Raw genomic sequence first — 5,731 nt, 5'->3', positions numbered from 1 at the left:
TGGACGGCGCCGACCTCGTCGGCAGCTTCGACGCCCTGCTCGACGACGAGGAGGCCACGCGCGCCCTCGCGGGACGCGACACCAGCCCGCTCGCCGCGATCGGCGCGGTCCGTGACCTGCTGCTCGCCGTGGACGTCGACCGCGAGGACGAGGCGCAGCCCCTCATGCCGATGTCCACCGTCTCCGTCACGGAGGACATGGCGACCGCCATGCGTCTGCACGGCTCGGGCTGGAAGTCCGTCTATCACGACGAGGTGCTCGCCTTCGGCCTCGCCCCGGAGGACCTGCGCACGTCCCTGCAGCAGCGCCTGCGCTGGGCGCAGGGCACCATCCAGGTGATGCTGCGCGAGAACCCCCTGCTCGTGCCGGGCCTGCGGACCGGGCAGCGCCTGATGTACTTCGCGACGATGTACAGCTACTTCTCGGGCTTCGTGGCGCTCGTGTACCTCGTGGCGCCCATGCTGTACCTCTTCTTCGGCATCCTGCCCGTGAAGGCGTACTCGTCCCAGTTCTTCATCCACCTCGTGCCGTTTCTGGTGTTCAACCAGCTGCTCTTCCTCGTGGTGGGTTGGGGCCGCCCCACGTGGCGCGGGCAGCAGTACAGCCTCGCGCTGTTCCCGCTGTGGATCCAGGCGGTCACGAGCGCGTTCGGCAACGTGTACCTCGGACGCAAGCTGGGGTTCGTCGTGACGCCCAAGACGCGGCAGGCCTTCAGCCCGCAGTTCGGGCTCGTGAAGTGGCAGCTCGCCACGATGGGACTGCTCGTCGCGGCGGCGCTCTACGGCCTCTACCGGATCGTGTCGGGCAGGACGGACGACGCGTGGCCCATCCTGATCAACATCGCGTGGGTGCTGTACGACCTCGTGATGCTCGGCGTGGTCGTCACGGCCGCCACGCACCGCCCGCCCGAGGAGGACACCCCGCAGGAGGAGGTCGCGCAGGGCGCCGTGGTGACGCGCGCCGAGACGCACGGACGCGTGGGCGCCGGGCAAGGGTAGGGGCGTCCGCCCTCCCGAATGTGAAGTTTTCGTCAGACCGGGCCCGGGGGCGCCTTTGCTACAGTTCGGATGTGAACCCCTCCTCTCGGAGGACGATATGACCGGCACGCCCGACGACCTCGTCGCCTCCACCATGACCGCCCTCGCCGACGCGTACGACCAGGTCGTCTTCCTGGAACGCGCCGTGCGGCGGGCGGTGGGCGCCACGCACACCGCCGACCTCGTCAGCCTCGTGGAGGAGGCGCAGGACGTCATGGGCGCCCGGGGCAGCGCCCTCACGGTCGGTGGCACGTGGCTGACGCGCGTCCCGCACTGGTTGCGCGCCCAGCCGCGCCCCGACGCGCGCACCTTCACGCTGTCGCGGCCCACCGGGGGGGAGCCCCCGCACCTCGTCGCGGTGCCCTTCGAGCACGGCTGGGTCGCCTTCTGGGGCAAGCCGACGCCGTTCACCGCCGGGGACGTGCGGCTCGCGGAGACCCTCGCGCACCTCATCGCCTCCACCGAGGAGGCGCTCGAGGCCCGCGCCGAACGGCTGCGCGCCGAGGTGGAGGCGCACGACCGCCGCACCGCCGCGCACGTCTGGCGGCAGGTGATTCCGTCGACCCTGAAGGTCCCGCGCGGCTACGCGGTCGCGTCCACCCTCAAACCCGCGCGGGACGTCGGCGGGGACCTGCTCGTCACGCAGGGCGAGTGGCTCGTCATCGCGGACGTGAGCGGCAAGGGCGTGCCCGCCGCGCTCTTCACGGGCATGCTGGTCTCCACGCTGCCGCTCGCGGTGGAGCACGCCGACCTCGGCGCGGCCCTCGCGCGGGCCCTGCACCCCTACCTGGAGGAGGTCGGGATGTTCACCACGCTCGCCGCCCTGAAGCTCTGCCCGGACGGGCGCGTGCAGTACGTCAACCTCGGGCACCCGCCAGTCCTCGTGCGTCACGAGGACGGCGAGGTGCGCGCGCTGCCCGCGCACGCGCCGCCGCTCGGGACCTTCGCGCTCGACCGCTACCCCGTCAGCGAGTTCCGCCTGCGGCCCGGCGAACTGCTGTGCGTGTACACCGACGGGCTCAGCGAGGCCGAGCGGAACGCGCCGGACGGTGAGCGCGAGCTCTTCGGCGTCCACCGCATCGAGGCGCACGTCGCCGAACACACCGAGCCGGGAGAACTTCACCGCGTCCTCACGGACGCCGTGCGAGCCTGGGAGGTGACGGACGACTTCACCCTCGCCGTCGTGCAGTACCTCGGAGACCTCCCCTCATGACCCAGGCCGTCCTCGTCGTGGACGACGAACCCGTCATCCGCCACCTCATCGAGCACGTCCTCGCCCGCGCGGGCTGCACGGTCGTCACCGCCGGGGACGGCGAGGCGGCCCTCGGCGTGCTCGACGAGCGGCCCGACGTGCGCCTCATCATCTCGGACCTCGGGATGCCCGTCCTCGACGGGTTCGCGTTGCTCGAACGCGTCCGGGAGCGCTCAGGGCCGCCCGTGCTGATCCTCACGTCACGCGGCGACGAGGACGACGAACGCCGCGCCCGCGCGCTCGGCGCGGCGGACGTGATCACCAAGCCCTTCTCCCGGCAGGACCTGCTGAGAGTCGTGCGTCCGCACCTCGAGTTGTAGAGACACGTGGACGTCCCAGGCTCGGGTCCGTACGCAGCCAAAGCGCGGACCGCCACGCCCGGCCACGTCGAAGACGCGGACCGCTCCCTTCCCGCTTCACCGCTCCTCAAGCGCGCCTTGACCCTCGCTTGAACCGGTCCGCTCAGGCCGCTCCCGCTCCCTACACTGCGAACGGAGCCCCCTATGTCCGATGCTGCCCTCACGACCCGTCACGTGATCCTCGGCGTGCTGTTCGCCCTGCTGATCCTCGTCCTCGTCGCCTGGCAGGGCTACCGCAACAACGTTCAGCTCACCGAGGACAACGGCCTCGTGACGCGCACGTACCGCATCCGCGCCGCCATCTCGGACACGCGCGCCGCGCTCGACCGCAACACCACCTCCCGTGAGCTCTTCCGCTTCACCGCCGATCCCACGCTGCTCGCGGAGGCCCGCGCGTCGGAGGCGCAGGTGCGGCGCTCCCTGGAGGACATCCGCGCGCTCGTCGTCGCGCCCGAGGCGCGCGCGATCGTCGCGCGGCTCGGGCCCGCCGTGGAGGCCGCGCTCGCGGACGCACAGTCCATCACGGACCTCAGCACCACGGGCGGGCGGTCGTCCGGCGCGGTCCGGGCGGAACGTGAGCTCGACGCGCTCGAAGCCCTGCAGGCGCGCCTGCTGGTGCTCCGGAACGAGCGGGCCGAGGCGACGGCGGAGCGGGGCCGCTCGCTGGTGGTGTCGGGCAGCGCCCTCGCGATCCTGCTGATGGTGCTCTCGGGCCTGCTGCTGCACCGCAACATGGGCAACCTGCGCGGCTCCATGTCGGCGCTCGGCGAGAGCGAGGCGCGCAACCGCGCCCTCATCGAGGCGCTCCCGGACATCCTGATGATCGCGGACGCGACCGGACGCATCCGGGCGTTCAAGCCGCCCGCCGACGTGGACGATCCCGCCTGGGTGAACGCGATGGTGGGGAACCGCATCCCGGACGTGCTGCCGCCCGACGTCGCGATGACCGTGATGCGCGGCGTGTCCGACAGCCTGCGCGAGGACCGCCCGACCTTCGCGGAGTACAGCCTGCAGATGGACCTCGTGACGCCCGACCGGCCCGGCCTGCGCGACTTCGAGTCGCGGTTCATGCCCGCCGGGCCGGACGAGGTGCTGATCATCTCGCGCGACATCACGGAACGCAAGCGCGTGGAGCGGCTCAAGAACGAGTTCGTCTCCACCGTCAGTCACGAGCTGCGCACGCCGCTGACGAGCATCCGGGGTTCGCTGAGCCTCATCGCGAGCGGGATGCTCGGGGAGCTCCAGCCGCGCGGCAAGAAGCTCGTGGAGATCGCGCTGAGCAACAGCGAGCGGCTGGTGCGGCTCATCAACGACATCCTCGACATCGAGAAGATCGAGTCCGGACGGCTGGAGTTCCAGGTGGAGACGCTGTCCCTGCCGGACCTGCTGAGCGGCGCGGTGGACGACAACCGCGGCTTCGCGCAGGGCTACGGGGTGGACCTGGAGCTCGCGCCGGACCTGCCGCGCGTCAGCGTGCGCGGTGACCGCGACCGACTCACGCAGGTCCTGACGAACCTCGTCTCGAACGCGGTGAAGTTCACGCCGGGCGGCACGGGCGTCACGGTGGGCGCGACGCTCTCGGGCGGGGTGGCGCGCGTGACGGTTCGCGACCGTGGCCCGGGCGTCCCGGCGGAGTTCCGTTCGCGCATCTTCGAGCGCTTCGCGCAGGCCGACTCGGGCGACACGCGTCAGCAGGGCGGCACGGGGCTGGGGCTGAGCATCAGCCGCGCCATCGTGGAGCGTCACGGCGGCACCGTCGGCTTCGAGGACCACCCCGAGGGCGGCACGGTCTTCTTCTTCACGCTGCCCGCCACACCCGAGGAGGCGGCGCCCGGGCCCGCTCCGGCGGGCCCGGCGGTCCTCGTGTGCGAGGACGATCAGGACGTGGGCGCGCTGCTCGGGATGATCCTGGAGCAGGGCGGCCTGCGCGTGGACGTGGTGCACAGCGCGGAGGAGGCCGAGCGGCGGCTCGCGGCCCAGACGTACGACGCGCTGATCCTGGACCTGCTGCTGCCCGGCAAGGACGGCCTGACGCTGCTGCGCGAACTGCGGCAGGACCCGCGCACGGCGGACCTGCCGGTGGTGGTGGTGTCGGCCCGGGCGGACGAGGAGCGCCGCCTCGCGAACGGCGACGCGATCAGCGTCGTCGACTGGATCGACAAGCCCATCGACCGATCCCGGCTGCTGCGGGCGCTGGATTTCGCGCGCCGCTCCTCTCAGGGCGGGATGCCGCGCGTGCTGCACGTCGAGGACGACCCTGACCTCGGGCACGTCGTGTCCGAGCTGCTCGCCGGGACCGCCGAGACGCGCCACGCGGGCAGTCTCGCGGAGGCCCGCGCGCGCCTGCGCGAGACGCACTACGACCTCGTGCTGCTCGACGTGAGCCTCCCCGACGGCAACGGCCTCGACCTCGTCGGGGACCTGGGGCGGGAGCATCCGCCCGTGCCGGTGCTGGTGTTCTCGGCGGCGGAGCTCACGCGGCCCGGTGTGGAGCGCGTCACGGCGGCCCTCATCAAGTCCCGGACCAGCAACGAGGAACTGCTCGGCACCATCCGCAGCCTCATCGGGATAAGCGCGCGCGCCGGGGGAGGCGAGCGTGCCCGCTGAGCTCAGGCGCGTGCTGCTGGTGGAGGACGACCCGGACATCCAGGCGGTCGCGCTGATCGCGCTGGAGGACGTCGGGGGCCTCACGGTGCTCGCCTGCGGGTCGGGCCGCGAGGCGCTGGAGGCCGCGCCGGACTTCCGCGCGGACGTCGTGCTGCTCGACGTGATGATGCCCGGCATGAGCGGGCCCGACACGCTGCGGGCGCTGCGGGAGCGTCCGGAGACGCGGGAGGTGCCGGTGGTGTTCATGACGGCGCGCGTGCAGCGGCACGAGGTGGACGAGTACCTGACGATGGGCGCGATCGGCGTGATCCCGAAGCCCTTCGAGCCGATGAGCCTCGCGGACGAGCTCCGCAGCCTGCTGGAGGCGGACGTGGAGGCGCGCGAGGAGCGTGACTTCCAGGCGCAGCTGAGCGCGCTGCGCGGGCAGTTCGAGCAGGGGCTCGGGGACCGCCTCGCCCGGCTGCGCGGCGCCTGGG

5 protein-coding genes are annotated in these 5,731 nt (G+C 72.3%); all 5 read left to right on the top strand.

Annotated elements, in window-relative coordinates:
* On the top strand, nt 1-998 hold a 998-nt coding region (locus DEIPI_RS29175), incomplete at its 5' end, for a glycosyltransferase family 2 protein (protein ID WP_211238255.1).
* A 97-nt stretch (nt 999-1,095) separates the two neighbouring features.
* The gene (locus DEIPI_RS0106835; RefSeq protein ID WP_027481289.1) at nt 1,096-2,250 is read left to right on the top strand and encodes a PP2C family protein-serine/threonine phosphatase; all 1,155 of its coding nucleotides are present in this window, start codon (nt 1,096-1,098) and stop codon (nt 2,248-2,250) included.
* Entirely contained in the window at nt 2,247-2,609 is a 363-nt protein-coding gene (locus DEIPI_RS0106830; protein WP_027481288.1) for a response regulator, read from the top strand. Before DEIPI_RS0106835 ends, DEIPI_RS0106830 begins: the two co-directional genes overlap by 4 nt.
* Nucleotides 2,610-2,792: 183 nt before the next feature.
* On the top strand, nt 2,793-5,255 hold the full coding sequence (locus DEIPI_RS29170; protein ID WP_052351643.1) for a response regulator: 2,463 nt from the start codon (nt 2,793-2,795) through the stop codon (nt 5,253-5,255).
* The coding region (locus DEIPI_RS29165; protein WP_084474017.1) for a response regulator at nt 5,245-5,731 on the top strand (487 nt) is incomplete at its 3' end. The genes DEIPI_RS29170 and DEIPI_RS29165, both read left to right, overlap by 11 nt.

Source organism: Deinococcus pimensis DSM 21231 (genome assembly GCF_000519345.1).
In the GTDB taxonomy this organism is placed as follows: Bacteria; Deinococcota; Deinococci; order Deinococcales; family Deinococcaceae; genus Deinococcus_A; species Deinococcus_A pimensis.
The sequence above is the reverse complement of the archived record's forward strand: the minus strand, read 5'-3'. Positions and strand labels throughout refer to the sequence as shown.